A 24301-nucleotide genomic window follows, 5' to 3' on the forward strand; every position below is an offset into this window, starting at 1 on the left:
GACTACTGAGGAGACTTGCCGCGCCTGGCAAGCGACATGATCTTTTGGCGCAGCATCTTCGCAACATTGCGGGTGCTGCTGTACATATGAAGTTGCGCGGCCACCTGGCGAACGTCGCGGTCACCGTTCTGGTGAAGCCCGATCACCATGGTGCCCATCTCCTCCCGCTCCTGCCAGAAGCGGTTGATCATCGGATGATCGGGAATAGCGCAGGAGTCGGAGCGCACGATGTTGGCGTCGTCGAGGTGCCATTCCGTCAACTCGCCCATCAGCAGCTTGCCTGGCGAATAGCGCGCGTAGGCTTCGTCGTAGGCCGTCTTCCACGTATAAGCCTCGCTGCCCATCATCAAGACCACCATCGAGGCGATCGCCTTGCCATTGAGGTCGATCGTGTGGATACGTACCGCATCGACCGCGGCGAGATTGGAAACGGCCTCGCGGGCAAAGGCGGTGTGGTAGCGGTCGGTGACCAGGGCGGTGCGCTTCTTGCCCTTCCAGCCGCCTGCTTCAAGCGCGAGGAATTCCTCGAAGCGCATATGGATGTCACGGGGCTGGCGGGCGACGCTGTAGACCACTGTGCCCTGCTCCTCGAGCAGACGCCATTGCCGGCGCATCTCCTTCAGATGCGATGAAGAAATCGCATCGCGCAGATAGGTGGCTGCGTCCTCGTCGCTCTGCAGTATGGCACGTTGATAGGGATTCGTTATGGTGATCGGCAGGTTGCGGCTAATGGCGACTGCCCTTGCCATGCGCGCAAAGATGCCGTTCAGCCTGACATCCGGCAGCACGAGAATTGGCGGCAGGCGCAGGTCGCGATGGGTCAGACCGTCATAGAGATTGTCCAGCGTCTCGCCTGCATCCTCGGCATCGATGAGTGGCGTGCCGAGCGGCGCAAAGCTGTTCGACCAGACACGCACGATCGAGGGGCCGACGGCGAAGCCGGGCTTTTCCACGGAGAACGGCATCAGGAAGCGCATCCGGCTTCGCGTGTCGCTCTGGTCCCGCAGCAGGGCGAAGTTCACCTGTCTGTCGTCCAGCCTCGGCATGGCCGGCGCGAGAAAGCGCCCAGTGAAGAAGACATTCGGCTCCATCGCGCGGTTGGACAGGAAATCAAGCTCTTCCTGCAACTCGTAGCCCAGCTTGCCGGAGTAGAGGCAGAGCTCGCGGCCCGTGCGGCCGACTTCCACGCGGGCATCCGCCTGCGGCGTGTCGAAATCGAGAGCTGCGAGCTCGTGAACCATGCGGTTCGTTGTGAGATCGGTCGTTTCGCTGGCTGGGGGATTGCGCACCATTCTATCGGGCTTCCATGTCTGTTTTGGCCGGAGGCGTGGCAAATGCGAAGAGCGCGATGCCAAGCGCGCGCCGGACGGCAAAATGCAGGAGGATGGCTTCCACGCCCATGGCCGAGGCCGTGGCGATGGCGGCGCCCTTGATACCCAGTCCGGGAATGAGGAGCACGTTGAGGCTGATATTCGCGATCAGGGCTCCGGCATAGAGCAGAACGCAGATGTTCTGCTTGCCGGCCATCATCAGCAGCGTTTCTGCCGGTCCGACCAGCGCCTTGGCGAGAATACCGGCCAGCAGGATCGCCATCACGACATAGCCGGCCGTGAAAGCGCCGCCAAACAGGGAGAGCAGAAAGTGACCGGTGGCGACGACGGCAAGGCCGATGGCCAGCGCAGGCCAGAACGTCCACCTGGCGGCGTCGATGGCGGCGGCCGCGAGCTGCTGGCGTGTCCCCTCGGCGATGAGGCTTGAGAAGCGTGGACCGGATGCCGCCTTTACCGAGAAATTGATAAAGTGGACCAGCGCCATGGTCTTGGCGGCGGCAAAGTAGATGGCGACGTCGTGTGGTTCGAGAAAGATGCCGACCACGACGACGTCCGAATTGGTCAGGAGGAAGCTGACACCCTCGATGAGGAAGATCGGGAAGGCTACGCCAAGCCAGCCGAGAAAATCGACCGCGCGCGGACCTTCCTGGTAGTGCCGACGCAGGCGCAGGAGGGTTGCCACGTATTGCCCGACGGCGGTGACATAGGTAGCCGCGAGCGCTGCTTGCATCGCCGTCACCGCCGTATGCGGGGCGCCGAGGCCGATCGCGGTCAGCATGAAGAGGATGATGAGGATCGGCCGGACGATGTAAGCGGGGCTCAACGCCATGACCGGCCAGTGGTTGGCACGCGACGTGCCTTCCAGAATATCGCCGAGGGCGATCATCGGCATGGCGATCAGTCCGAGGAAGATCGGCACGACGTAGTAGTTCTCGATCCTGTCGCGGAAGACTTGCAGAGCGATCATGCCGATGGCAAGCGCGGCCGTGCCCGAAAGCAATCCGAAGATGCGGGCGGTGCCCGTCAGCCCGCGGATCTTCTCAAGAGCGCCTGCTGCCTTGTATTGCGGCAGGAAGCGGACGATCGCGGTGTGGAAGCCGAGGCAGGAAAGATCGCCGAAGAGGACGATCAGCACCCAGATGAATACGAAGATTCCGTACTCGTATTCGCCCATCAGGCGCGCCAGGACGATCTGCGACAGAAAGGCGAGGGCGGCGCTGGCAATGCGGATGGAGAAGGCGATCAGCGCCATGCGCTGGGCGGCGGCCTTCTCGCCCCGCGCGGTGAGAACGGCAGCGAGGGAGCGCAGCATACGACTCCCCGCCGGGCGCAGACCCGCAGGCAGCATCTTTTCCGCCGTCTCAATGACCGCCATCACAAACACGCAAAACTCTTCAGGCAAATCCTAGCGGAAGTCTTGCCAGAACAGCGTTAAGAAACGGTTGTGACAGCGTCATTCGGCCGAACCGCTGGAGCGGCTGATATCAGCGATCTGGCCGGGAAAGCGCACGTTCGATCAACCGGTCGAGAACCTCGGCATAGCTGACGCCGCTCGCCGCCATGGCCTTGGCATACATGCTGATATTGGTGAAGCCAGGTATGGTGTTGAGTTCGTTGACGACGAAGGACATGTCGGGCGTTAAAAAGAAATCGACCCTCGCCATTCCATCGCAGCCGAGCGCCTTGAAAGCATTGGCTGCGGTGCGGCGCAGCTCGTCCTCGATCTCTTTCGGCAGTTGTGCTGGGACCCTGAGCGCTGCGCCGTTCTGGTCGATATATTTGGCCTCGTAGCTGTAAAAGCCGTGGGCTTCGGCTGGCGCTATCTCGCCCGGCAGTGACACGAAGAGCGAGCCATCGGCATGTTCCAGCACGCTGAATTCGATCTCGCGGCCGGCGATGAATTCCTCGGCGAGCAGCTTGCTGTCGTGCCGGAAGCCTTCGGCCAGGGCGGCTGCGAAGCTTTCGGCGCTCGTTACCTTGCTGACGCCGACGGAGGAGCCCTGACGCGCCGGCTTGATGAACAGCGGTAGACCGAGTTCCTTTACGACATCGTCGAAGGACGGCTGCGCGTCTTCTTCGATGCAGACGGCCTTCGCCACCGGTAGACCGGCCTCCTTCAGCAGGCGTTTGGCGATGTTCTTGTCGATGGCGGTTGCCGAGCCGAGGATGCCACAGCCGGCGAGCGGCATGCGGGCGACGGCGGCCAGCCCCTGGACCGACCCATCTTCTCCGTGCATGCCGTGCAGGACCGGAAACAGGATATCGATCGGTGGCACTTCGTAGGGGGCTGCATTCTGAGGAATGGCGAGCAAGCGACCGCGACCGCCAGGCAGCAGTGCGAGTTCCGGGGCGTCGCTAGCAACCGCCGCGGTCGCCAGTTCCGTCTGCCGTGCCGTCAGCAACCACTGACCTTCCTTCGTCACGAAGACAGGAAGAACGTCGTAGCGGTCGGGATCGAGGGCATTGACGACATTGGTTGCCGACAGGATCGAGACATCATGCTCGGGCGAGCGCCCGCCGAACAGGACAGCTACCCGCAAGCGCGAGGATCGGGGCCGGTCACTTTCGACAGAACGCGTGGTCGGCATGATGATTGTTCCCTGTTGATGTTGTCAGAGCGTGATGGCCACGCCGCGATTAGCGAAGAAGCGGTCGAAGGTCGAGAGCGACAGCACGATGTCTGCCTGGCTTTGAACGTCATGGCCGGATGGATTGTGGAAGCGGATGGTCTCGGGCGTTGCCGCCGCCACCAGTACGAGATGGCCGCCGCGCGAGGGCGGCTCGCGATCCGGCCACCGGATCTGGCTCTTGACCGAGGCGATGAAGAATGTGCCTCCGGAGCAGATCGGGAATATCAGTGGTCGGCAGATTGGTGATCGTTTCGGCCTTGAGGCCGAAGCTCTGTCCGACGAAGGTGACGAACGGCGCGTAGATCAGCCCCTTGATCGATTGGTCCGCCTCGTTGACGACGTATCCGCCAAAGGCAGTGCAGGCCCGCGCCAGATCGATTGTCCGGTGTGTCTCACCGCGTGCGGCAAGTGCCATCTTCAGGCATGCCATGCCGCAGATATTAACGGCCCAGCGGGCATATTCCTCGGTGGTCTCGGCGCCTGACTGGCGCCAGAGCGGGTCTTTCATCAGTGCAGACGCCCCGCTTTCAAGTACGGGCAGCGTCATCGACGCCGTTTCCCATTGACTGAAATAGGGAGCCGTCAGGGCACCAATGTTCATCACGTTCTCGGCAATCTGGTTGAATATGGCGCCAAGCTCGATGAACAAAGCGACGGTTATGTGGCTGAAATTCGCGCGGATTATAAAATCAAGAGTTGTGCATGGGCCGGAGCGGGCATCCGGAAGTGAGAAAGCCCTCGCGACGTTCCCATCGCAAGGGCCTTGTACTCAGCGTGCCGGCCAGGCTCAAGCCTGTGCGAAGGCGCCGTGGCAGTGTTTGAACTTCTTGCCGGAGCCGCAGGGGCAGGCTTCGTTGCGGCCAACATGGCCCCAGGTTGACGGGTCGGCCGGATTGCGGTTTTCCGGGGCGACAACCACTTCCGAGGCCAGGTAGGCGGGCGCGAAATCATCTTCGCCGGTATTCGGATCGAGGTGGTGCGCCTGCATGAATGGTGGTTCCGGCTCGGCCGGCGCCTGCTGCACGAGCTCGACGCGCATCATCTGTGCGGTTACGGCTTCGCGCAGGTTGTTGAGCAGCGAGGTGAAGAGCTCGAACGCTTCCGACTTGTATTCCTGCAGCGGATCGCGCTGCGCGTAGCCGCGGAAGCCGATGACGGAGCGCAGGTGGTCGAGGTTGACGATATGCTCGCGCCACAGGTGGTCGAGCGTCTGCATCACGATCGAGCGCTCGACATAGTGCATGATATCGGGACCGAAGCGCTCGGCCTTCTCGGTGAAGGCCGCATTCGACGCTTCCGTCAGGCGCTCGCGAATGTTGTCCTCGCCAATACCTTCTTCCTTCACCCAGTCCTCGATCGGCATATCGAGATTGAGCAGAGCGGCGGTCCGTTCCTTCAGGCCGGCGACATCCCACTGCTCGGCATAGGCGCGTTCTGGAATATGCTTCTCGACAAGGTCTTCGATGACCTCACGGCGCATATCGGAAACGGTCTCGGAGATGTTCGGCGATTCCATCAGCTCAAGGCGCTGCTCGAAGATCACCTTGCGCTGATCGTTCAGAACGTCGTCGTACTTCAGGAGATTTTTACGGATATCGAAGTTGCGGGCTTCGACCTTCTTCTGCGCGCGCTCCAGAGCCTTGTTGATCCAGGGATGGACGATGGCTTCGCCTTCCTTGAGACCGAGCTTCTGCAGCATGCTGTCCATGCGGTCAGAGCCGAAGATGCGCATCAGGTCATCCTGAAGCGACAGGTAGAACTTCGAGCGGCCGGGGTCACCCTGACGGCCGGAACGGCCGCGCAGCTGGTTGTCGATGCGGCGGCTTTCGTGGCGCTCGGTGGCGATCACGTAAAGGCCACCGGCGGCAAGCGCCTTTTCCTTGAGCTGCTTGATCTCTTCGCGGATCGCTTCGGCTTTGGCGTCGCGTTCGGGACCGGGCTCAACGTCGCCAAGCTCGCGCTCGACACGCATTTCAAGGTTGCCGCCGAGCTGGATGTCGGTACCGCGGCCTGCCATGTTGGTGGCGATCGTGACCGCACCCGGCACGCCGGCCTGCGCGACGATATAGGCTTCCTGCTCATGGTAGCGGGCGTTCAGGACCTGAAAGTCCTTGAAGCCCTGCTTGCGCATCAGGTCGGCCAAGTATTCGGACTTTTCGATCGAGGTCGTGCCGACAAGAACCGGCTGGCCGCGCTTCTGCGCGTCGGCGATCTCGGCGATGATCGCCTTGTACTTCTCCTCGAAGGTCCGGTAGACCTCGTCGTCCTCGTCGCTACGCTGGATCGGCAGGTTGGTCGGCACCTCGATGACGTCGAGGCCGTAGATGTTGCCGAACTCCTCCGCTTCGGTCTGCGCTGTACCGGTCATACCGGCCAGCTTGTCGTACATGCGGAAATAGTTCTGGAAGGTGATCTGGGCCAGCGTCTGGTTTTCCGGCTGGATCTGCACCTTTTCCTTGGCTTCCAGCGCCTGGTGCTGGCCTTCCGAATAACGGCGGCCCGGCATCATGCGGCCGGTGAATTCGTCGATGATGACGATCTCGTCGTTGCGGACGATGTAGTCCTTGTCGCGCTGGAACAGCTTGTGAGCCTTGAGCGCGTTGTTGACGTGATGGACGATCGCCACGTTCTCGATATCGTAGAGCGAAGCGCCCTTCAGCAGGCCAGCCTGGCGTAGCAGGTTCTCCAGCTTTTCCGTGCCTTCCTCGGAGAAGTTGGCGGAGCGTTGCTTCTCGTCGATCTCGTAATCGCCTTCCGACAAAAGCGGGATGAAGGCGTCGATCGTGTTGTAGAGATCGGAGCGGTCGTCGAGCGGTCCCGAGATGATCAGCGGCGTGCGCGCTTCGTCGACGAGGATCGAGTCCACTTCGTCGACGATCGCGAAGTTATGGCCGCGCTGGACCATCTGGCTCTTCTCGTACTTCATGTTATCGCGCAGATAATCAAAGCCGAGTTCGTTGTTGGTCGCGTAGGTGATGTCGCAGTTATAGGCTGCTGCGCGCTCTTCGTCCGAGAGGCCGTGGACGATGACGCCCGTGGTCAAGCCGAGGAAGCCGTAGATCTTGCCCATGGTGGCGGCGTCGCGCCGGGCGAGGTAGTCGTTTACGGTGACGACGTGCACGCCCTTGCCGGCGAGCGCGTTCAGGTAGACCGGGAGCGTAGCGACGAGGGTCTTACCTTCGCCGGTCTTCATCTCGGCGATGGCGCCGTCATTGAGGATCATGCCGCCAATCAGCTGTACGTCAAAGGGTCGCATGCCGAGAACGCGGCGCGACGCCTCGCGCACGACCGCAAAGGCCGGAACGAGGATGTCGTCCAGCGTCTTGCCGTCTGCAAGCATCTTGCGGAACTCGACCGTCTGCGCAGCCAGCTGCTCGTCGCTCAAGGCCTTCGTCTTTTCTTCGATGGCATTGATGGCTGCGACGTTCGGCTGGAAGGACCGCACGCGGCGATCATTGGCAGAGCCAAATATTTTGCGGGCTATACCGCCAAAGCTGACCATATGACTGGTCCTTTCTCAATATTCTTCCCCGGCTTTTCTTATCCGTAGCCCGGCCGAATTTCAGGCACACGTCTCGAAACGCCAGGAAACTTTTCTGGACGCGAGGTTGCGTGACAGATAAGAGGGGGGTCGAATGATGTCAACGGATTTGGCTGATATAGAAAGGCCACATTCCGGTGTTGATGGCTGTTTCAGGCTGGATTCACGACGTTGAAGCCGGTGGGTTTAACTGTGAAGGGTTATTTGATGTTGAACTACAACAAAATCGCTGTGATGGCGTTCGCAACGTTCGTTGCGTTTCATGCGCCGGTCCATGCGGAAGACAAGCCAGATGCCGTCGTTGCCAAGGTCGGCGATGTCGAGATTCATCAGTCGGATCTCGATCTGGCCGTCGCCAATCTCGACCCGCAACTCGCACAGCTTCCGGACGACCAGAAAAAGGTCGCCGCCCTGTCCGCTGCCATCGACGTCAAGCTGCTGGCGCAGGACGCGATTGCCGAAAAGCTCGACCAGACAGCCGAATTCAAGAAGCGCATGCAGTATCTCGCCGATCGCGAACTGCACAACGCTTATTTCAAGAAGCACGTCGTCGATACGGTCACCGATGAGGAAGTCAAAGCGCGCTACGACAAGGAAGTTGCAGCACTCCCGAAGCAGGAAGAAGTGCACGCCCGCCATATCCTGGTGAAGACCGAGGATGAGGCCAAGGACGTCATTAAGCAGCTCGACGCCGGCAAGAACTTCGCGGACCTGGCGAAGGAAAAGTCCACCGATCCGAACAAGGCTGACGGCGGCGATCTCGGCTATTTCACCAAGGGCCGCATGGTCAAGGAATTCGAAGTGGCTGCCTTCGCACTTGAGAAGGGTACCTATACCAAGACCCCTGTGAAAACCGATTTTGGCTATCACGTGATCCTCGTCGAGGATAAGCGCGACGCCCCTCCGCCGGCCTTCGATCAGGTCAAGGACCAGGTTCGCCAGCTCGTCATGCGTGACAAGTATCTCGCGCTTCTCGCTGCCGCCAAGGAAAAGTCCAAGGTCGAGATCACCGACGAGCCGCTGCGCAAGGGCTACGAGGATGCCAACAAGCAGCCGCAGCCGGGTGATGAGCCCGCCGCGCAGCCGCAACAGTAATCTAGAATGCAGGGCCCGGTTCTTCCGGGCCCTTCACCATAACAGTTGTCGTATTTCCGCAGGGCGAGCCGGCTTATACTTCGCCCGGAAAATCCTTCCAGCCACCAGGTCGATCGCCATGTCCGGTTCCGTTTCTCCGCTCGCTCCGAAATCCTATGCCACCGTGCCGGCCTTGCGTGGCGTGCGCATGGCCACTGCATCAGCCGGCATCAAGTACAAGAACCGCACCGACGTGCTGATGATGGTGTTCGACAAGCCGGCCGCGGTCGCCGGCGTTTTTACCCGCTCGAAGTGCCCGTCGGCACCTGTCGACTTCTGCCGCGCAAACCTGCCGCATGGCGCTGCACGCGCCGTCGTCGTCAATTCCGGCAATGCCAATGCATTTACCGGACTTAAGGGCCGCGAGGCGACGGCGCTGACGGCAAAGTCCGCTGCTGCCGCTGTCGGCTGCGGCGAGGACGAAGTTTACCTCGCTTCCACTGGCGTCATCGGCGAACCGCTGGACGCGACGAAATTCTCCGGCGTTCTTGACCAGATGTACAAGGATGCGACCGGCGACTTCTGGTTCGAGGCAGCCAAGGCGATCATGACGACCGACACCTATCCGAAGGTCGCCACCCGCAGCGCGGAGATCGGCGGCGTGAAGGTGACGATCAACGGGATCGCAAAGGGCGCCGGCATGATTGCGCCTGATATGGCGACCATGCTCTCTTTCGTCGTCACCGACGCTGATATTGCCCCCGCCGCGCTGCAGTCGCTCCTGTCTGCCGGTGTCGATCCGACGTTCAATTCGATGACGGTCGATAGCGATACCTCGACATCGGACACGCTGATGCTGTTTGCAACGGGTGCGGCCGCCGAAGACGGTCAGGCTCGTGTTGAGAACGCCGGTGACGCGCGCCTTGCCTCCTTCCGCGCTGCCCTTAACGATCTTCTCAAGGATCTTGCGTTGCAGGTCGTTCGCGACGGCGAAGGCGCGACCAAGATGCTCGAGATTACCGTGACAGGCGCCGAAAGCCATGCCGCGGCCAAGAAGATCGCTCTCTCGATCGCCAATTCGCCACTCGTCAAGACCGCAGCCGCCGGCGAGGATGCCAACTGGGGCCGCATCGTCATGGCCGTCGGCAAGTCGGGCGAAATGGCCGACCGCGACCGGCTGGCGATCTGGTTCGGTGATGTGCGTGTTGCCGTCAACGGCGAGCGCGACGCCGGCTATTCCGAGGAAGCTGCAACCAACGTGATGAGAAAGCAGGATATCCCTGTGAAGGTGGACATTGGTCTCGGAAACGGGACCGCCACGGTCTGGACGTGCGACCTTACAAAGGAGTATGTCGCCATCAACGGTGACTACCGGAGCTGATCTTTCATTGACTGAAACATTACCCAAGAAGGCGAATCTGCCGCTCGTGCGCAGGCTGGAGGCCGTCGGCTTCCGGGCCTGGCCTGCCTCATCCGTGCAGTATGACGGCAGTTGGCAGGTACGGCTAACCGCGGGGCATCCGTCCAATCGGCTGAACTCGATCGTGCCGCTCGATCCTTCGGATCACCGCGACGTCGAGATTCGGCTTGCCAAGGCAAGCCGCAAGTTCGAAGCTTATGGTCGCCCGGCGGTCCTGCGGCAGACGCCGCTCGCCTCGTCGGTGCTGATCGACCTCGTGCGGGAGCAGCAGTGGACCTCGTTCGACGAGACGATCGTCATGACCTGCGATCTCGCGCACGCAGACCTGCCGGACACGCTCGATCACCTGCCAACGCACGATATCGGCCGTTTCGTGGATGCCAATCTGGCCACCGACGGCGTCTCGTCCAAGCTCAAGCCGGCGCTTGCGGAGATCATCAACGCGATCAAGCCGCCCTCGGGCCTGTTCATGATCGAGGATCCGCAGACGGGGCCGCTTGCGACCGTGCTTTGCGTCCAGGACAATGATCTTGCCGGCATCATGTCGCTTTCCGTCGCCAAGGAGCGACGCCGCGAAGGGCTTGGCCTGGAAATCCTGACGTCCGCCCTGCGCTGGGCGAGGATGCGCAGCGCCCGTTCCGCCTGGTTGCAGGTGAAGGCGACGAACGCTCCGGCTTTGGCGCTCTACGAACGGCTCGGCTTCCACGAGGCTTACCGCTATTCCTATTGGCGGCAGGAACCGTCGCGATGAGCGACGCCGCCCGAAGCATCCTTCTTGTTGCTGCCTGCGCGCTGATCGATTCCGACGGGCGCATTTTGCTGGCGCAGCGCCCCGCGGGAAAGTCGCTTGCCGGACTTTGGGAGTTTCCGGGCGGCAAGGTCGAGCCGGGCGAGACGCCGGAGGAATCGCTGGTGCGCGAGCTTCACGAAGAGCTTGGGATCACGACCAAGGTCGCATGTCTGGCGCCGCTCAGTTTTGCCAGCCATACCTATGAGAAGTTCCATCTTCTGATGCCGCTCTATGTCTGCCGGCGCTATGAAGGAATTCCGCACGGGAAAGAAGGGCAAGCGTTGAAATGGGTGAAGCCGCAGGCTCTACGCGACTACCCGATGCCACCCGCTGACGAGCCGCTTATTCCGATTTTGCAGGATCTACTTTAGAAGCTTCTGATTATTATCCTGCGCGCGTCCAATTTGCGTGTGGATATTAATGGATCGTTTAACACCTTCTGCCAAATATCGGCCTCAATCAAGCAACTGGCGTGTGTGTAGAAGGCTTGACGCATGGACGACGATTTCTGGAAAGCTGTGAGAGAGAAAGAACAGGCCTCGACTGCCTCGAGCAGAACGGGAGTGCTGAACATCGCGCTGCTGTTTGGTACGGCTGTTGTGGCCTTGACTTTGATCTTGACGCCGATGCTTGCCGACAAGTCCAAGTCGAGCGTCTTCGCGAGTGCGCCGTCCGAATTCGATACAATTACGACGGGCTCAATTCCGAAGACCGAGAGCGGCAAGCGCTATACGATCCGCCGGAGCGTCCTTCAGGAGACGCCAGGTTCCGTTTGCGTGGTGCAGGGTTACGGAAGCGGGGCTGGCTGCTGAGACTGGCGTTGCTGCAGCGGCAGCCGCAACGTGATAGATGACTGCCGCTTAGCGCCGAGGTGGGTATGCGAGTAGTAAGGGCATTTCTGGCAGACATCCGTGGCGCAACCGCGATCGAATACGGCCTGATTGCGGCCCTCATATCCGTCGCTCTCATTGGTGGGGCGCAGGTGCTTGGTGGTGATATCAACAGCATCTTGAGCTATATCGCCAACCAGTTCCCCAACTAAGCCGATTTCTATTGCTTCAGCTTATGCTCCTCGACCTTCAGCGCGTCGGCGAGCCTCACCTTTGCCGAGCCAGGGCGAAGCGGCTTTTGCTGGCTTTCGTGCGGCGCCCATCCCGAGACATAGATAATTGAGAAGGTCGCTCTGATCCGGCCGTCCGAATCGGCATAGCGTTCGGCATAGATTTCAGCCGCCCGCATGAAAAAGGCGCGCGTCAAAGGCTTGCGACTGCGCGCGACGAGCGGGTTGGTCATGCCCATTGCCCGCAGGTCCCTCATCAGCGGAAAGATCGAATCGTAGCGAACCGTATAGGTCTCGGCGTCGATCACCGGCAGGGCAAAGCCGGCGCGCTGCATCAGACCGCCGACATCGCGGACGTCAGCGAAGGGGATCACCCGCGGGCTCGCACCACCCGTCATCTCTATCTCGGTTGCGAGCAGCACCTCGCGCAATTCCTGCAACGTGCCCGACCCGGGAACCGCGGCAAGAAAGAGCCCATCTGGCTTGAGGGCGCGACGAATTTGGATGAAGACGCCGGGGGTGTCGTTGGTTAGGTGAAGGCTGAGCGGCGCCAGCACAAGGTTGACCGACTGCGGCTCCAGGGGAACCTCCTCCAGCGCGGCTTCGATGAAGGCCTCTTGCGCCTCAGCATAAGCTCGTTCGCTCTCGACGCGCGTCAGTTGTCCGATCTTGCCGGTCGCGATCGCAGCGCGGGCCGCAGCACCCGTGGCGCCATGTAGTTCGACCGCGTGCTCGAAGGTCCGTTCGACCACGGCGAGGCGCTCGCCGAGTTCTTCTGCGGCGATATCGAGGAGGAAGGTCGCCTTCGGGTCGTGGTTGAAAAGCGCGCGATGCCGGTTCGTGGCGATCCGGGCCTGGTCGAAGATGATATCCATGGCGCGTTGCATAGTCCCGCGGAACCAGTGCCGCAAGGCGATTTTCCTCAGAGGCGAAACGCGCTAGTCTTTCCCGACAGGGTTGAGGGGGCAATGGGACCTAGGAGATTGCCATTGCCCATGCAGCTGAAAGGGCTGCTTCTGATGCGTTCCTTCGGGCTGCTGGTTGACCTCGTCTATCCGCCGGGATGCGTGGTTTGCGGGACCGCCACCGGCCGCCACAACGGCCTTTGTCCGACGTGCTGGTCCAAAATGCGCTTCATTGAACGGCCGTATTGCGAAGTCCTTGGCATACCGTTCTCGCATGATCTTGGGTCTGGCATCCTCATGCTGAGGCGATTGCCAATCTGCCGCCTTTCGAGCGGCTGCGGTCTGCCGCTTTTCCTGACGAGCCGGTGCGCCAGCTGGTGCGTGGTCTGATATGTCGCGACCGAACAGATCTCGCGCCGATGATGGCCGAGTGGATGCTCAGGGCGAGTGACGGGATGGTCGAGTGCTGTGACGCCATCTTGCCGATACCGCTGCATCGAAGCCGCATGTTTTCGCGCAAATTCAACCAGGCGGCCGAGCTGGCGCGTCATCTCGCGCAGCAATCCGGCAAGACGCTTTGCCTGCAACATTGATGCGTATCAAACGCACCCGCCCTCAGGTGGGCCTCGGCGCAAAGGCGCGCGAAGAAAATGTTGGCAGTGTCTTTGCCATCGCCAAGGCGCGGGACAACGACGCCTTCGGCAAACGGCTTATCCTTGTCGACGATGTCTACACGACCGGTGCCACGGTTCCCGCGGCAGCGAAGGTATTGCGCAAGGCAGGAGCGGCGGACATCATGGTTTTGACCTTTGCAAGGGCTCTTTCAGAAACTATATGACGAAAAGATAACCTGTATTGTCTGGAGTCCTCATGGCACCCGTCACCATCTATACGCGCCAAGCCTGCGGTTATTGCGCGCGCGCCAAAACGCTGCTGTCCGAAAAGGGCGTCGATTTCGTCGAGCACGATGCAACCTCTGCGCCGGAGCTTCGCCAGGAGATGATCGGCAAGTCCAACGGTCGCACGACCTTCCCGCAGATTTTTATTGGCGAGCAGCATGTCGGCGGATGTGATGATCTCTATGCGTTGGATCGTGCCGGTGGGCTTGATCCTCTGCTTGCTGCGTAAGGAAGAGCGATGACGTTTACGGCGGCCGCCATCCAGATGTGTTCCGGCGTCGATCCCGAGAGGAACGCGGCGGCGATGGCGCGCCTCGTCCGCGAGGCTGCGGGCCTGGGCGCGACGTATGTGCAGACACCTGAGATGACAGGCATGCTGCAGCGCGACCGGGCGGCTGCCAAGGCCCTCCTGCGCGACGAAACCACTGATGTCATCGTCCGGACCGGTTCGGAGCTAGCACGGGATCTGGGCATCTTCATGCACGTGGGATCTACCGCAATCGCGCTGGATGACGGGAAGCTCGCCAACCGCGGCTATCTCTTCGGCCCTGATGGCAGGATCCTCAATCGTTATGACAAGATCCACATGTTCGACGTCGATCTCGACAACGGCGAAAGCTGGCGCGAGAGCGCGGCCTACCGCCCGGGGTCCGAGGTGCGCGTATTGTCGCTTCCCTTCGCCGAAATGGGCTTTGCGATCTGCTACGATGTTCGCTTCCCCGCACTTTTCCGCGCCCAGGCCGTTGCGGGCGCTGAAGTGATGACGGTGCCTGCCGCCTTCACGAAGCAGACCGGCGAAGCGCATTGGGAAATCCTGCTGCGCGCGCGCGCAATCGAGAACGGCGTTTTTGTGATTGCCGCTGCTCAGGCGGGTCGTCACGAGGACGGACGAGAGACTTTTGGTCATTCGATGATCATCGATCCGTGGGGCCGTGTACTGGCTTCGGCCGGCCCAACCGAGGAGGCCGTCATCATCGCCGACATTGACACCGCTGCCGTCAAGGCCGCCCATGACAAGATTCCGAACCTGAAAAATGGCCGTGATTTTTCCATCGAGAGGGCTACAGGGGCAGCTGCAGGAGGTGTGGCCGCTTGATCCGTTATTCCCTGCGTTGTGAAAATACCCATGAATTCGAAGGCTGGTTTTCCGAAAGCGCCGATTTCGATCGCCAGGTCGCATCAGGATTTCTAACCTGTCCCGTCTGCAATTCCGCGTCCATCTCCAAGCTCCTGATGGCGCCGTCCGTTTCGACGGCGCGCAAGAAGGACGAAATGCAGACGCTCGCGATGGATACGATGCGTCGGGACGCGTTCCAGAAGCTAAAAGAGGCTGTTGCGACGATCAAGGCGAATTCCGAGGATGTCGGAACACGGTTTCCCGAGGAAGCGCGCAAGATCCACTATGGAGAGAGCGACGCCCGCGGGATCATCGGGCAGACCACTATGGATGAAGCCCAAGCACTCCTTGAGGAGGGCATCGAGATTGCCGCCCTGCCTGTTCTGCCCGACGATGTGAATTAAGCTAGTGCGCGCTGTATGCTCCGTCCACGAGATGGTAGCTGCCGGTGATGAAGCTTGCTTGCTCTGACAATAGGAAGCAGACGAGCGCTGCCACTTCCTCCGGCGTGCCGCGCCGGCCCATCGGCTGCAGTGCCTCCATGCGGCGACTGCTCGCAATATCGCGATGTTCTGACGAAAGCGGTGTTTCAATCCAGCCGGGGCCGACCGCATTGATGCGGATGCCCAAGCGCGCATATTCGATAGCCGCGGCCTTTGTCAGCCCGACGACGCCGTGCTTGGCCGCCGTATAGGCACATGCAATTGGCAATGCGACGGCACCGAGCACGGACGACACGTTGACGATCGCCCCGCCACCGCCGGCCAGCATGGCCGCGATCTCGTACTTCATGCAGTAGAAAACGCTGTTGAGGTTGACGTCCATCAGTTTGTGCCAGTTGTCGAGCGGGTAGTCGCCCGTCGCCCTGCGCACGCCGTCGACGCCGGCATTGTTGACTGCAAGATGCGGGCCTCCGCACATTTCGGCGACCGTTGCAATCAGCTTTTCAACCGCCGCCGCATCGGTGACATCGACGACAAAATGGCGAGATTTGCCCCCCTTTCCGCGAATCTCCGCGGCAACGCGCTCTGCTGCTTCGGCATTGATATCCGCGACAACAACCTCCGCACCCTCCTCGGCCAATTGCCGGGAGATGGCCGCGCCGATGCCAGAGCCCGCGCCGGTGACAATCGCTACTTTTCCTTCGAAACCAAGATTCATCGTTTCTTGCTACCGCTCCCTGCAGCCAGACCAATTCAAACGCGAACAGTTGCAACCTGCCTGAAAGCCCGTGTAGGGCACCGGCGCTACGGCGCGAACCGTTCCAACCTAGCTTTGCGGCACCTGTTGCCGCAAGAGGCGCCCTCTGACGGGACGACATTATGAAGGACTTATACAACGATAGGGAGGTTTCTGCACAGAAGAGCGCTGCAGCGGTCCGCCGATGACTTGGCCAGAAAACAACGGGATGCTAAAGGAAAACGATAGGGCTCACCATTATCAGCAGGTAACGATGGATAACGACCATATTACGCGCCGTAGCCTAATCTTGGGCTGTGTGGCTTTGATGGCCTCTGGATGCACGACGGCGAGTTGGCCGATAGAGAATCCCTTTTCTTCGACGAGTTCCCGTATCCGGCGACGGGAGGTTGCATATTCGGGCAGCGAGCAGCCGGGCAGTATCGTTGTCAACACCTACGAACGCTACCTTTACTACGTCGAGCCAGAGGGCCGCGCGACACGCTATGGCGTCGCAGTCGGCGAGGAAGGTCTTACTCTGAAGGGCAATGCCGTTGTCGGGCGAAAGGCCGAGTGGCCATCGTGGACGCCGACTGCTAGCATGATCGAACGCAAGCCGCGGTTGGCGCAGTATGCCGGCGGGGTTCCCGGAGGGGAAAACAATCCTCTCGGTGCGGCGGCACTTTATCTCTACCGCGGCGGGCAGGATACCTACTTCCGAATCCATGGAACGAACGAGCCGTGGCTGATCGGACAGGCGGTGTCGAATGGTTGCATCCGTATGACCAATGAAGACATCGTTCACCTCTACGGTCGGGCGCCCGTGGGGACCAGCGTTTTGGTCATATGATACTTACATTTTGTATCGATATTGCCACCGTCTGTTAGCACTGCGGGTCGCTTGCGCGACGCGACGGGCGCACTGTGCCCTTTCTGCACTTGGCTTGGGGCTATTTTACCGCTATTAGTAGAATCGTTGCCTTCGATAACCTATTCCATGCTAACGGAGAGGACTACTTGATGAGCAGAATCCTAATAATGTGCCTTGTTGCGTTGTTTTCCGTTTCGAGCCTGACGGCTTGCGGATCAGTTGGTAAAGGCAAGGGCAAAGCCCCGCCGCCAGTGGCAGAGGCCGCACCAATCACCAAGTAACATCTGACCTTTGAGGAAGGGGGAGGGACTTCGTGGCCCCTCCCCCAAATCGTTGTCGGAGCCGGGCTGCCTGCGGGCAAATGCACAACCTTAGGCTGGCACTTTTGCGTGGTAGTCTGTGCTCATTCGATCTCGGAGATGAAGCGTAGTTATGACGCTTGCAAAAGGCCACCAATCCCTCCTGTTTCTCATCGCCCTCGCGCTCACATCTTGCCAATCGGACGACAAGCCGCCACAACCGAGGTTCACCTCGAACGCAAGTGGCGCGCAGGTCAGCAAAGCCTCCCAGCGGGAGGGCCAGTATTTCATCGAATTCCGTTCACGCTACGCGCTGACCTATGGCCATACCTATGCGGTCTTCGGGCGCCTGAACAAGTCCGGCGGGATGATCAATCCGCAGGTCGCCGGGCTTGCGCCTGCTTCTGAAGACGCCGCGCCTTACGTTCTCGGGCACTTCATTCCCGTTCCCGCGTCGACCGGAGCGACAGATGGAGACCTTGAAGAAGCCTATCGTTCGGCAAGTTGGCGCATATTGTTGACGGAAGCCGAGTACAACAAGACCGTCGCCTTCATTCGCCAACTGCAGGCAAAATCGAAGCTGTGGCAGGCCACGGTCGACAATTGCAACAATTTCGTCGGCGAGATCGCACGTTCCATGGGATACAAGACACCCAGCATCTGGCTTCGTCCGCAAGAGTTCATTACAAAGCTTCGAGAGATGAATACGTGACTGCGGAGCGAGCCCATCGGGTCATCGCGTCCGCATGATCGACGAAGGGCTCCGGTGATCTGAATTGAGTGTTGCTCTCATTGGTAAAATTGTGTGGGTACTTGGCATTATCGCCTGGTACGCAATTCGCTATCCTTCGGAACGTCGCGCGAGGCGAACGAGGGTCGTCAGCGACCGTCGTTCGGGAGTTGAATCGGTAGGTCTTTCGGCCGCGCTCCTGGGGCTTGCCTTCGTTCCCGGCTTCTATGTCGCGACGGGGAGGCCGGAGGCTGCCGACTATACGGCGCATTCATGGGCGGTGATCCTTGGCGCAATATTGTTTTGCACAGCCATGTGGGTCTTCCGCAGGACGCATAAGGCGCTCGGCCGCAACTGGTCGATCACCCTGCAGATTCGCGAGAAGCACGAGCTGATTTCCCACGGTCCCTACGCATTTGTGCGCCACCCCATGTACACGTCCTTTCTGCTGATGGCGCTCGGCCAGGTATTTCTGCTGGCAAATTGGGTGGTTGGGCTGGCGGGCGTGATCGGCTTCGCAGTCCTCTACTTTTTGCGGGTGGACAAGGAGGAGCGCATGATGCTGGAGATTTTTGGCCCTGAGTATCGTGCCTACATGGACCGGACAAAGCGAATTATCCCCTACATCTACTAGAGGACGCATGATGCGGGGACGTGCCATCAAGCTTTCGCCATCACGACGTCTGGTCGGAGACCTCATGCGGTTCTCGATCGGCGTGCCGCGCGTCACGGTGCAGCGGCAGATGAACCTCGGGCCATTACAGCAAGCGAGGATGGCGCAACAGAGCAAGACATCCTGGACCGTGTTGTTCCTGAAGGGTTATGCGCTTCTCAGCCAGGACGTGCCGGAACTGCGGCGCGCTTATGTCAAGCTGCCCCGGCCCCAGCTCTACGAATATCCGGTCAGTATTGCCTCCGTCGCTCACGAGCGCGAGCACGAGGGCGAGCGGATCGTGCTATTGAGCACGATCCAAGATCCGGAGCATCGGTCAATAGGGGAGATCGAGGAACTGTTTCTGGCCGCCAGGTCAAAGCCTGTTCAGGAGATCAAGCAGTTCCGCAAGGCTCTGAAATTTGCGCGCGCGCCTGGCCCGATTCGTTGGCTGCTGATGTGGCTGGGGCTCAACCTCGGGCGGCAGCGTGGACGCCGCTTCGGTACATTCCAGCTGTCGGTCTATTCGGGCCTGGGCGCAGAATCGCTGAACCCGCTGACGCCGCTGACCACCATTTTCAATTATGGCCCGATTTCCGAAGACGGAACGGTCACCGTCCGCATCCACTATGACCATCGGGTGATGGATGGCGCCAATGTAGCCCGCGCCCTGATTCGCTTCGAAAACATTTTGAACGGAGCCATCACGGATGAAGTCCGAGACATGGCTTCAAGTGGAGCGATCCCCGGCGAGGCGGCGTCGGGAAAGGCATCATGACTGACAAACAACGTGAAACATTGCGCCCCGCCGTCGTCGTGGTCGGCGCGTCCCGCGGCATTGGCCGGGCGATCGCTAAGGTCGCCGCATGCGAAGGTGCGATTGTCGTCCTCGTTGCGCGGTCGTTGGACGGGCTGGCTGCCGCCGCAGACGATGTGAAAGCGGCCGGTGGCGAAGCATCCACCTTCTCGCTCGACCTTCTCGCGGTCGACGCCTCGACGCGACTGAAGGACTTCCTCACGGCCAACGGCTTGGTCTGCGACGTTTTGGTGAACAGTGCCGGCTATGGTTTGCGCGGTCCGGCGACAGCGCTTCCGATTGCAGACCAGCTCGGCATGGTCGACGTCAACATTCGCGCGCTGACCGATATGACGCTGCATTTCCTGCCGGGAATGGTGGCCCGTGGGCGCGGCGGCGTACTCAACCTCGGTTCCATTGCCGGCTTCACCCCGGGTCCGAACATGGCGCTGTACTACGCCAGCAAGGCCTTCGTTCGCTCCTTTTCGGAGGCGTTGCATCAGGAGGTCAAATCGACCGGCGTGACGGTGACCTGTGTCGCGCCCGGACCTGTTGCGACGGAGTTCCTGGAGCGGTCAGGCGCGGGCCGGGCTGCACTGTTCAAGATCCTGCCCAAGCTCAGCTCCGACTATGTGGCCGAGCGCGCGTGGCGCGGGTTCAAATCCGGCCGTCGCCTGGTGGTGCCAGGTCTTTCGGCAAAGTTGGCGGCTTTCGTGGCATCGTCGCTGCCGTCGGCGGCGAAGGTGCGCTTGATCGGTCGTCTGCAACGACGCAGTCGCGACCTGTGCCCATGCGGCTCCGGCAAACCCTTCAAAGAATGCTGTGGCTCACGGTAGGCACGCCGAGGGGCATCTGCCCCCCGCAAACTCTATACGGTACGTTTCGCCAGCATCATGTAGTTTACGTCCATGTCCTTCGACAGATTCCACTGATTTGACAGCGGATTGAAGAAGACGCCCGTGCGATCGATGATCGAGAGGCCGTTTGCCGTCACGGGCTTTTCGATCTCTTCCGGACGGACCAGCTTCTCATACTGATGCGTGCCACGCGGCAGCCACCGCAGGATATTTTCTGCGGCAAAAATGGCGAGTGCGGCTGCCTTCATCGTCCGATTGATAGTCGCGACGAACATCAGGCCACCCGGGCGAACCATCCCGGCGCAGGTGGTCAGGAAAAAATCGACGTCGGCGACGTGTTCCACGACTTCCATGTTGAGGACGATGTCGAAAGTTTCGCCGGCCTCCGCAAGTTGTTCGGCCGTCACCGCCCGATAATCGACAGGCACACCGGAGGCCTTCGCATGCGTCGAGGCAATGCCGATGTTCTTCTCCGATGGATCCGCACCAACGACGCTGGCGCCCATCCGCGCAACCGGCTCCGACAGCAAGCCGCCACCGCAGCCGATATCGAGGACGCGAAGACCGTCCAGCGGCTTCGCGCTACGGATGTCGCGTCCGAAGTTTTCCGCTGCTCTGTCGCGGATGTAGGCGAGCCGTACGGGATTGAACTTGTGCAGCGGCTTGAACTTGCCGGTAGGGCTCCACCATTCCGCCGCCATCGCCGAGAAGCGGTCCACCTCTTCCTGATCGATCGTGCTTTTTGCCGCTTCGCTCATGTTTCCGTCCTCGCATTTCGTTTCGAGTGAAGTCGGACGAAGCTGTGAGGAAGTCAAGAGCTGACCGCGGACGCAGTGTCGCAAGCAACTTTCAAATGAGGCGAACTGCAGCGCAGCCTACACCAAGAAGATGAGGAGACGTTAAAGTTAACAATATGCTAATATACTGACAGTTTGTTGGGGATCGACCATGTCACGCTTCTGTGGTGCTGTCGCTGCAGGTATCCTTTTTGCTTTGTTTGGCCCGATGCAGGCCTTTTCCGCCGAGCCGGTGGGGCAGGCGACACTGATCCGCACCGAGGTGACGGGTGAAACCGGTCCGCTCGTCGTTCGATCGCCGGTTCACCGCGACGAGCGCATCCGAACCTCTAAATCGGGCCTCGGGCAGTTCATATTCAAGGACGGTACGAAGCTCGCTGTCGGCGCTGGCTCGACGGTTGTGATCGACAAGTTCGTCTATGACGATTCCGCCTCTGTGAAGCGCCTTTCGATCAAGGCGGCGAAGGGGACGTTCCGATGGATCAGCGGCAATTCTGCCTCCTCGGCCTATTCGATCGTGACGCCGGCCGGGACAATCGGGGTACGTGGCACGGCCTTCGATTTCTACGTCGGAGCCAACGGCACGACCGCCATCGTATTGCTCAACGGAGCGGCGAGCTTCTGCGGCCCGGGCGGCTGCAGACAGTTGCGTCAGCAGTGCGATTGCGTGATTGCAACACGCGGCGGCAGGATGACCGATCCCAGCCAGGTCGACCGCCGTACACTCCAGACACTCAGCAATCCGCGAGCACTGCCATTCCTTTCGGGGGATCAGCAGCTTTCCGGGGCGCTTGGCGGCATCCGCACCAGTTGTGGGTTGGCATCGCTGCGCCAGGACCGCCAGGATCGGCCGCAGCCACAACAACGGCAGGAGCGACCTGCGCCACAGGCACCACAGCAAGCACCGCAGGCTCCACAGCAGACGCCGCAACAGCCACAGCAACAGGCACCGGACACGCCAGATCCGCCAGATAAACCGGACAAGCCTGATCATCATCATGACCGGGATCACCACGGTCGAGACCACCATGATCGCGATCATCGCGGACATGGCGGGGACGACAACGATCACGATCGCGACGGTCGTCGTGGTCGCGAAGGCCGAAGCGGTAATTATTAAGGTTCAAGATGCACCTTGGGTTCGCGCGGCAAGCCCGCATGAGTGCTGTCATCGTCGTTGCCGGGACTGTCACGGAAGTGTGCGGCCCGGCGCCCAAGGCGGCTGTAAAACTGAGGTAGAGTTGCTGTTAGTTCCGCCGCCTTGAGCTTGGCGACGCTGAGCATTTTCCGGCTCTCCGCCGAATGGGCGCGCAGTGCCGTGACAAGCTCGGTGTGAATGCGCTGCATGTCAGCAAAGGCGCTGGAGCTTCGAACCTGTTCGCCGCCGATAACTGCATAAAGGTGCGCTCTGCTGCTCTTGCCCTTCAGTCCAAGTAGGCCGGCGTCGAGGAGCGCAAAATGCAACAACTCGCCAGCCGTGTTCTCGGAGACGAGAATGTCGAAACCAACCTCCTTGCAGGCGGACTCGATGCGTGCCGCGACGTTGACGGCATCGCCGACAGCGGAATAGTTGAAGCGCGTCTCGGCCCCCATGTTGCCGACGCAGGCAAGGCCTGTATGAATGCCGATACCGATGCCAACTTGGTACTCCTTGCCGAAGCCGAAGGCATCCGATGCGTTAAGTGTGGCGAGCGTCTCACGCATCGCAAGGGCTGCTCGGACCGCCTTGGCAGGATGGTTCAGGACATCCACCGGAGCGTTCCAGAAGGCCATGATCGAGTCGCCGATAAACTTGTCGAGCGTGCCTTCATTGGCGGTCACGTGGCGGCTCAGCGCATCGAGCAACGTGTTCAAGAAGCGGACGACTTCGGCCGGCTGCAGCCGCTCGCTGAGTTCGGTGAAACCGCGAACGTCGACGAACATCACGGTCAGTTGGCGGTCGTCGCCTCCGAGGCGCATCGCATCGCGGGTGTGCTCGATCCGATAAAGCAGTGAGGGTGAAAGATATTGCCCGAAGGCGCGGCGGACTTCGCGCCGTTCGCGGTCGATGACGAGAATGCGAAAGGAGGTCGCGGCGAAATGGATGATCGAGCCGGCGATGATTGGTGCGAGCGGATCCAAAAGCAGGCCCCAGGCAGAAAAGGCAAACCATGAGGCAGCAAGCGCCAGCGCCGTAATGCAGAGGCCACAGGCGAGCGCTACGGCCGGGCTGACGAAGGTGGTCAGCACAACCAGGATCGTGCCCAGCACGGCAATCGCAAGGATTTCCATTCCATCCGCCCAGTCGGGCCGGGAGAGAAAATGACCGGTCAGGATCTGCTCGACGGTCTGGGCATGCATGGAAACACCAGGGACGTTCTGGCCGAGAGCCGTCGTCCGGATATCCTGCAGACCGGCCGAGGACGTCCCGACAAAGACGATGCTTCCTTCGATGGCGGCAGCGATTTGCGGATCGACGCCCTGCGGGGCCAGGATCTTGCCGGCGGAGATATAGCGTTCTGCAACATCGGGACTGGTATACAGCCACAGTTCGCCGCTGGCCGTCACCGGCACGATGAACTCGCCGATCTTGGCCGATGTCAGTGTGTCGGGAGCTTCGGGGGCGGCCGCCAGCACATAGGTTGAAGCGCCTTGGGCAACGCGCAGAGCCTCGATCGCCAGATTCGGATAGAGTTGCTCGCCGTCCGTCAAAAAGAGCGGCACCTTGCGTACGACAGCGGAGGGATTGCCGGGATTGAGGCTGATATGGCCGAGGCCCGCGGCATTGATCTGCAATTGTGGGCGTATCGGGGTCGCTGCATCGAGGCGGGGAGGAGCGTTAACTGGGCTTTCGCCGGTAAAGGCAAAGCCCGCCTTGACCGGTGGTCGGTAGCTACCCTCGGTCGTCAGGCCGAAGCCGAGCACGACGGGGCGTCCGGCGATCGCCTCGGCGAAAAACTCGTCATTGTCAGGCAGGCGGTTTAGCAACGTTGGGTCAACGCCGGCAACATCGCGCATGACGGTGCGCGGCGAGAGGCGGTCAGGCTCGGCGAACAGGACGTCGAAGGCGATCGCAGCAGCACCCAGATCCGATAGCCGTTCTACGAGAACGGCCAGCCGGTCGCGCGGCCAGGGCCACTGGCCGAACTCCTTGAGCGATGCCTCGTCGATGTCGATAATGCGGACCGGCGTTGGCTCGAAAGCGCGTGGTGAAATGCGCTGATATTCGTCGAAGGTGATGTCGCGGATCTGCCGCAAGAGTGGCGGATCGCTTGCCCGCAGCACCGTGAAGGCCGCGACAATGGCGAGGCCAATGATTACGCCGATTTGCTGCGCACGCGTCATATGCGATCGAAGCCCTTGCGTCGGAGCCG

Annotated in this window: 24 protein-coding genes and 2 pseudogenes; 17 read left to right on the plus strand and 9 right to left on the minus strand. The window is 60.7% G+C overall.

Annotation, left to right across the window (positions count from 1 at the left end; all coding sequences use genetic code 11):
* Window positions 1-2: 2 nt before the first annotated feature.
* From FHT71_RS28170 to secA, 5 genes and pseudogenes are all read right to left on the minus strand, one after another.
* Window positions 3-1292, minus strand: a complete 1290-nt coding sequence (locus FHT71_RS28170; protein WP_132594020.1) for a GNAT family N-acetyltransferase — start codon at window positions 1290-1292, stop codon at window positions 3-5.
* 1 nt (window position 1293) lies between these two features.
* On the minus strand, window positions 1294-2706 hold the full coding sequence (locus FHT71_RS28175; RefSeq protein ID WP_132594066.1) for an oligosaccharide flippase family protein: 1413 nt from the start codon (window positions 2704-2706) through the stop codon (window positions 1294-1296).
* Window positions 2707-2815: 109 nt separating this feature from the next.
* Entirely contained in the window at window positions 2816-3919 is a 1104-nt protein-coding gene (locus FHT71_RS28180; RefSeq protein WP_183722953.1) for a D-alanine--D-alanine ligase family protein, read from the minus strand.
* A gap of 24 nt (window positions 3920-3943) precedes the next feature.
* Window positions 3944-4562 (minus strand): annotated as a pseudogene (locus FHT71_RS28185) (C39 family peptidase).
* Between the two features lie 186 nt (window positions 4563-4748).
* Entirely contained in the window at window positions 4749-7463 is a 2715-nt protein-coding gene (secA, locus tag FHT71_RS28190) for a preprotein translocase subunit SecA (protein WP_132594024.1), read from the minus strand.
* A gap of 246 nt (window positions 7464-7709) precedes the next feature.
* Here secA and FHT71_RS28195 point away from each other — a divergent pair, with 246 nt between their 5' ends.
* From FHT71_RS28195 to FHT71_RS28220, 6 genes are all read left to right on the plus strand, one after another.
* Window positions 7710-8597: a peptidylprolyl isomerase gene (locus FHT71_RS28195; protein WP_132594026.1), complete on the plus strand. Its 888-nt coding sequence runs from the start codon at window positions 7710-7712 to the stop codon at window positions 8595-8597.
* Between the two features lie 118 nt (window positions 8598-8715).
* Window positions 8716-9957 carry a bifunctional glutamate N-acetyltransferase/amino-acid acetyltransferase ArgJ gene (argJ, locus tag FHT71_RS28200; protein WP_132594028.1) on the plus strand — a complete coding sequence of 414 codons (1242 nt, stop codon included), beginning with the start codon at window positions 8716-8718 and terminating at the stop codon, window positions 9955-9957.
* A 7-nt stretch (window positions 9958-9964) separates the two neighbouring features.
* Entirely contained in the window at window positions 9965-10747 is a 783-nt protein-coding gene (locus FHT71_RS28205; RefSeq protein ID WP_132594030.1) for a GNAT family N-acetyltransferase, read from the plus strand.
* Complete coding sequence (gene mutT, locus FHT71_RS28210; protein ID WP_007790678.1) at window positions 10744-11157, plus strand: 8-oxo-dGTP diphosphatase MutT; 414 nt, start codon at window positions 10744-10746, stop codon at window positions 11155-11157. Before FHT71_RS28205 ends, mutT begins: the two co-directional genes overlap by 4 nt.
* 123 nt (window positions 11158-11280) lie before the next feature.
* On the plus strand, window positions 11281-11598 hold the full coding sequence (locus FHT71_RS28215; protein WP_007790674.1) for a hypothetical protein: 318 nt from the start codon (window positions 11281-11283) through the stop codon (window positions 11596-11598).
* A 65-nt stretch (window positions 11599-11663) separates the two neighbouring features.
* Window positions 11664-11828 (plus strand): Flp family type IVb pilin, encoded by a 165-nt coding sequence (locus tag FHT71_RS28220; protein ID WP_007790671.1) that lies wholly within the window; start codon window positions 11664-11666, stop codon window positions 11826-11828.
* 8 nt (window positions 11829-11836) lie between these two features.
* Here FHT71_RS28220 and FHT71_RS28225 read toward each other — a convergent pair whose 3' ends face one another.
* The gene (locus FHT71_RS28225; protein WP_037082237.1) at window positions 11837-12721 is read right to left on the minus strand and encodes a methyltransferase domain-containing protein; all 885 of its coding nucleotides are present in this window, start codon (window positions 12719-12721) and stop codon (window positions 11837-11839) included.
* Between the two features lie 120 nt (window positions 12722-12841).
* Here FHT71_RS28225 and FHT71_RS28230 point away from each other — a divergent pair.
* The 4 genes and pseudogenes from FHT71_RS28230 (at window position 12842) to FHT71_RS28245 (ending at window position 15171) form a co-directional block, all read left to right on the plus strand.
* A pseudogene (locus FHT71_RS28230) lies at window positions 12842-13589 on the plus strand (ComF family protein).
* A gap of 32 nt (window positions 13590-13621) precedes the next feature.
* On the plus strand, window positions 13622-13879 hold the full coding sequence (grxC, locus tag FHT71_RS28235; RefSeq protein ID WP_007790656.1) for a glutaredoxin 3: 258 nt from the start codon (window positions 13622-13624) through the stop codon (window positions 13877-13879).
* 9 nt (window positions 13880-13888) lie between these two features.
* Complete coding sequence (locus FHT71_RS28240) at window positions 13889-14746, plus strand: carbon-nitrogen hydrolase family protein (protein ID WP_183722955.1); 858 nt, start codon at window positions 13889-13891, stop codon at window positions 14744-14746.
* Window positions 14743-15171 carry a DUF1178 family protein gene (locus FHT71_RS28245; RefSeq protein ID WP_007790650.1) on the plus strand — a complete coding sequence of 143 codons (429 nt, stop codon included), beginning with the start codon at window positions 14743-14745 and terminating at the stop codon, window positions 15169-15171. Before FHT71_RS28240 ends, FHT71_RS28245 begins: the two co-directional genes overlap by 4 nt.
* Window position 15172: 1 nt before the next feature.
* Here FHT71_RS28245 and FHT71_RS28250 read toward each other — a convergent pair whose 3' ends face one another.
* Window positions 15173-15928 (minus strand): SDR family NAD(P)-dependent oxidoreductase, encoded by a 756-nt coding sequence (locus FHT71_RS28250; RefSeq protein ID WP_007790648.1) that lies wholly within the window; start codon window positions 15926-15928, stop codon window positions 15173-15175.
* A gap of 292 nt (window positions 15929-16220) precedes the next feature.
* On the opposite strand from FHT71_RS28250, the gene FHT71_RS28255 reads away from it, so the two are divergent.
* The 6 genes from FHT71_RS28255 to FHT71_RS28275 all read left to right on the plus strand — a co-directional run bounded on the left by FHT71_RS28255 (window position 16221) and on the right by FHT71_RS28275 (window position 20130).
* Window positions 16221-16796, plus strand: a complete 576-nt coding sequence (locus FHT71_RS28255) for a L,D-transpeptidase (RefSeq protein ID WP_007790646.1) — start codon at window positions 16221-16223, stop codon at window positions 16794-16796.
* Between the two features lie 170 nt (window positions 16797-16966).
* Complete coding sequence (locus tag FHT71_RS31975; protein WP_081499031.1) at window positions 16967-17098, plus strand: ABC transporter; 132 nt, start codon at window positions 16967-16969, stop codon at window positions 17096-17098.
* Between the two features lie 151 nt (window positions 17099-17249).
* On the plus strand, window positions 17250-17828 hold the full coding sequence (locus tag FHT71_RS28260; RefSeq protein ID WP_183722957.1) for a hypothetical protein: 579 nt from the start codon (window positions 17250-17252) through the stop codon (window positions 17826-17828).
* 64 nt (window positions 17829-17892) lie between these two features.
* A complete protein-coding gene (locus tag FHT71_RS28265; RefSeq protein ID WP_132594040.1) occupies window positions 17893-18480 on the plus strand; it encodes a protein-S-isoprenylcysteine O-methyltransferase in 588 nt (195 codons plus the stop codon).
* A 10-nt stretch (window positions 18481-18490) separates the two neighbouring features.
* Window positions 18491-19276 (plus strand): hypothetical protein, encoded by a 786-nt coding sequence (locus tag FHT71_RS28270; RefSeq protein ID WP_132594068.1) that lies wholly within the window; start codon window positions 18491-18493, stop codon window positions 19274-19276.
* Window positions 19273-20130 (plus strand): SDR family NAD(P)-dependent oxidoreductase, encoded by an 858-nt coding sequence (locus FHT71_RS28275; RefSeq protein WP_132594042.1) that lies wholly within the window; start codon window positions 19273-19275, stop codon window positions 20128-20130. Before FHT71_RS28270 ends, FHT71_RS28275 begins: the two co-directional genes overlap by 4 nt.
* A 32-nt stretch (window positions 20131-20162) precedes the next feature.
* On the opposite strand, the gene ubiG is transcribed toward FHT71_RS28275, so the two are convergent.
* Window positions 20163-20909 (minus strand): bifunctional 2-polyprenyl-6-hydroxyphenol methylase/3-demethylubiquinol 3-O-methyltransferase UbiG, encoded by a 747-nt coding sequence (gene ubiG / locus FHT71_RS28280; protein ID WP_132594044.1) that lies wholly within the window; start codon window positions 20907-20909, stop codon window positions 20163-20165.
* 190 nt (window positions 20910-21099) lie between these two features.
* Between ubiG and FHT71_RS28285 the strand changes: the two genes are divergently transcribed.
* Window positions 21100-22068: a FecR domain-containing protein gene (locus FHT71_RS28285; protein WP_132594046.1), complete on the plus strand. Its 969-nt coding sequence runs from the start codon at window positions 21100-21102 to the stop codon at window positions 22066-22068.
* On the opposite strand, the gene FHT71_RS28290 is transcribed toward FHT71_RS28285, so the two are convergent.
* A complete protein-coding gene (locus FHT71_RS28290; protein WP_183722959.1) occupies window positions 22065-24272 on the minus strand; it encodes an adenylate/guanylate cyclase domain-containing protein in 2208 nt (735 codons plus the stop codon). The two genes, FHT71_RS28285 and FHT71_RS28290, sit on opposite strands and share 4 nt — an antisense overlap.
* Window positions 24273-24301: the final 29 nt, after the last annotated feature.

The sequence above is a fragment of the Rhizobium sp. BK060 genome, assembly GCF_014193145.1.
Classification (GTDB): Bacteria; Pseudomonadota; Alphaproteobacteria; order Rhizobiales; family Rhizobiaceae; genus Rhizobium.

Coding starts and splice junctions, on each gene's coding strand:
- FHT71_RS28170 (WP_132594020.1), bottom strand. CDS start 1,292: ATGGTGCGCAATCCCCCAGCCAGCGAAACGACCGATCTCACAACGAAC.
- FHT71_RS28175 (WP_132594066.1), bottom strand. CDS start 2,706: ATGGCGGTCATTGAGACGGCGGAAAAGATGCTGCCTGCGGGTCTGCGC.
- FHT71_RS28180 (WP_183722953.1), bottom strand. CDS start 3,919: ATGCCGACCACGCGTTCTGTCGAAAGTGACCGGCCCCGATCCTCGCGC.
- secA (WP_132594024.1), bottom strand. CDS start 7,463: ATGGTCAGCTTTGGCGGTATAGCCCGCAAAATATTTGGCTCTGCCAAT.
- FHT71_RS28195 (WP_132594026.1), top strand. CDS start 7,710: ATGTTGAACTACAACAAAATCGCTGTGATGGCGTTCGCAACGTTCGTT.
- argJ (WP_132594028.1), top strand. CDS start 8,716: ATGTCCGGTTCCGTTTCTCCGCTCGCTCCGAAATCCTATGCCACCGTG.
- mutT (WP_007790678.1), top strand. CDS start 10,744: ATGAGCGACGCCGCCCGAAGCATCCTTCTTGTTGCTGCCTGCGCGCTG.
- FHT71_RS28215 (WP_007790674.1), top strand. CDS start 11,281: ATGGACGACGATTTCTGGAAAGCTGTGAGAGAGAAAGAACAGGCCTCG.
- FHT71_RS28220 (WP_007790671.1), top strand. CDS start 11,664: ATGCGAGTAGTAAGGGCATTTCTGGCAGACATCCGTGGCGCAACCGCG.
- FHT71_RS28225 (WP_037082237.1), bottom strand. CDS start 12,721: ATGGATATCATCTTCGACCAGGCCCGGATCGCCACGAACCGGCATCGC.
- grxC (WP_007790656.1), top strand. CDS start 13,622: ATGGCACCCGTCACCATCTATACGCGCCAAGCCTGCGGTTATTGCGCG.
- FHT71_RS28240 (WP_183722955.1), top strand. CDS start 13,889: ATGACGTTTACGGCGGCCGCCATCCAGATGTGTTCCGGCGTCGATCCC.
- FHT71_RS28250 (WP_007790648.1), bottom strand. CDS start 15,928: ATGAATCTTGGTTTCGAAGGAAAAGTAGCGATTGTCACCGGCGCGGGC.
- FHT71_RS28255 (WP_007790646.1), top strand. CDS start 16,221: ATGGATAACGACCATATTACGCGCCGTAGCCTAATCTTGGGCTGTGTG.
- FHT71_RS31975 (WP_081499031.1), top strand. CDS start 16,967: ATGAGCAGAATCCTAATAATGTGCCTTGTTGCGTTGTTTTCCGTTTCG.
- FHT71_RS28260 (WP_183722957.1), top strand. CDS start 17,250: ATGACGCTTGCAAAAGGCCACCAATCCCTCCTGTTTCTCATCGCCCTC.
- FHT71_RS28270 (WP_132594068.1), top strand. CDS start 18,491: ATGCGGGGACGTGCCATCAAGCTTTCGCCATCACGACGTCTGGTCGGA.
- FHT71_RS28275 (WP_132594042.1), top strand. CDS start 19,273: ATGACTGACAAACAACGTGAAACATTGCGCCCCGCCGTCGTCGTGGTC.
- ubiG (WP_132594044.1), bottom strand. CDS start 20,909: ATGAGCGAAGCGGCAAAAAGCACGATCGATCAGGAAGAGGTGGACCGC.
- FHT71_RS28285 (WP_132594046.1), top strand. CDS start 21,100: ATGTCACGCTTCTGTGGTGCTGTCGCTGCAGGTATCCTTTTTGCTTTG.
- FHT71_RS28290 (WP_183722959.1), bottom strand. CDS start 24,272: ATGACGCGTGCGCAGCAAATCGGCGTAATCATTGGCCTCGCCATTGTC.